Source organism: Cuspidothrix issatschenkoi CHARLIE-1 (assembly GCF_002934005.1).
GTDB classification, from domain to species: Bacteria; Cyanobacteriota; Cyanobacteriia; order Cyanobacteriales; family Nostocaceae; genus Cuspidothrix; species Cuspidothrix issatschenkoi.
This window is the reverse complement of record NZ_PGEM01000231.1, coordinates 1-1,433: the sequence shown is the minus strand read 5'-3', so window position 1 is coordinate 1,433 and position 1,433 is coordinate 1. Positions and strand designations below refer to the sequence as shown.

Annotated in this window: 1 protein-coding gene and 1 pseudogene; both read right to left on the bottom strand. The window is 40.0% G+C overall.

Going from position 1 to position 1,433, the window contains the following annotated elements; genetic code table 11:
• Positions 1 to 119: 119 nt before the first annotated feature.
• Positions 120 to 804 (bottom strand): annotated as a pseudogene (locus CUN59_RS20835) (chloride channel protein); the annotation flags it as partial.
• Positions 805 to 828: 24 nt separating this feature from the next.
• Positions 829 to 1,433, bottom strand: a 605-nt coding sequence (locus tag CUN59_RS20830; RefSeq protein ID WP_165790247.1) for a protein kinase domain-containing protein, incomplete at its 5' end; no start/stop codon positions are given.

The window sequence follows — 1,433 nt, the reverse complement described above, 5'->3', positions numbered from 1 at the left end:
CCAGAAACCGCACCCGCATTATTAGAAATGGCTGCGGCAATTGCCCGCGATCGCCATTATGAAATAGAATGTTTACAAATTATCTTAGTATCTCGCCACATTTCCCCAGCAGAAACCGCCAATAAACCCGCAAGAACTCCCCTAAAATTAATAAAACGGGAATTTCTAATAGGGAAAAACTGCTAGAATGGTCAATCATTTTTAAGTCCAATTGCAGACTTCCACCACCCAACCACCGGGAAATTACACCACCAATAAAAGCGGCAATTATTGCCGTTCCTAATGTTAGTCCAGATAAATCCTGTAATAATTCTTCAATAATAAATAGCACCCCTGCTAGAGGTGCATTAAAAGCGGCGGCTAAACCTGCCCCTGCGCCGGCTGCAATCATTTGGCGACGATGTTCTGGAGAAGTGGGAACTAGGCGACTCATACCCGCAGCTAACCCCGCACCAACCTGAACTGTAGGCCCCTGTCTCCCTAAAGTTAACCCCGAACCCAAGGCGATAATTGCAGAGATTAACTTGACAAAAGCTACTCGCNAAAAGCTTCTGGTGCTAATCGCTGCACTAACCAACCAGAAAAAAGCCCCAAACTTAGGCCAATGGCTGGTAAAGCTATCCATGCGGGAAAAATATGGGTTGTATGTACTCGCCATGTTCCCAACCACCCTGAACCTTGTTTAAGTAATACCGCAGATAAGGCTGCTACTACTCCAATTACAGAAGCTTCTGCGATGGCTAAACCCTTTCTAGGTTGCCAAAAGTTCCGAAAATACTGGGTTAGCAACGCCAAGGAAATCATAAGTTTTAAGTTTAATTTTTAATCTTAAACTAAAATTAGTGCTTTCTTAAATTTTTCAGCGCTATCAAAATATATTTGTGGCTTTTCAATTAACGCTAAATCTATTACCTCGGCTAATTTTTTGGGTATATTTCCATTACGTTGGAGAATGGGCACAGGATCATTTTCTAAGATATCCATAAAAGGATCTTTTGTAAAGTTACGGGGAACATATCCTGTCAACATATTATACAAGCAAGCTGCACCTGCCCAAACATCAACAGCAGGTTGAGATTCCCTATATTTTAATACCTGTTGACGGGGAATAAAACCAGGTGTACCCCCGATACTTTTCGTTAAAGTTTGTCCACTTAAACCTGCTAAATCAAAGGATTTTGCTAAACCATAATCACCAATTTTAGCAACTAATTTACCATCAATATTAGAGAGAAATATATTACTTGGTTTTAAATCACGGTGAACTAACCCTTTACCTGGTTTATAACCTCCATCTACTAATTTAACATAGGGAATTTCCGCATTATGGGTATAGATTAAACCGTCTAAAACTTGGAGAATAATTCCTAATGCCATATCTACAGGTAATTTTCCTCCTAATTGTTGCATTAAATTATCAACATTGCCACCTT